We start from the raw sequence: 444 nt of genomic DNA on the forward strand, positions 1-444 counted from the left end.
AGCGTTTCAATGACAACACGGTTCTGGAATGATAAAATAGTGGTGCTCATCAAGGTCCTTCTTTCTAATGGATTGTGTGGTAACACCATTAAAGACCTTGATGGATTTTTCTGTCCACTTAAATGTTCAACTTAAATTTTACAATCTGCCATATTGATAAATTGCTTTTGCCTTTTATTAATCAATTAGAAGCTGTCTAAAATCTCTTAAGTAATAGTGCTAAAAACGCTAAAACGACCATTTGCAGACTGGTGGTTAATTGACGCTCACAATTTTTCCAAAGTCGCCGACAATTCTCTAGCCAACTAAAAGATCGTTCGACTACCCAACGTTGGGGCATGACTTCGAATCGATGCAACTCATTGCGCTTCGCAACCTGCACGGTTGCGTTTAAATTACTGGCTACATCGAGCTGAAAATTAACGCCTGAATAACCACCATCAA

The 444-nt window shown here is 38.7% G+C and carries 1 protein-coding gene; it reads right to left on the minus strand.

What is annotated here, in order from left to right:
- Positions 1-196: 196 nt before the first annotated feature.
- On the minus strand, positions 197-444 hold a 248-nt coding region (locus LPKJCM_RS13365; protein WP_016377583.1), incomplete at its 5' end, for a transposase.

This window comes from Lentilactobacillus parakefiri, from assembly GCF_002157585.1.
Classification (GTDB): Bacteria; Bacillota; Bacilli; order Lactobacillales; family Lactobacillaceae; genus Lentilactobacillus; species Lentilactobacillus parakefiri.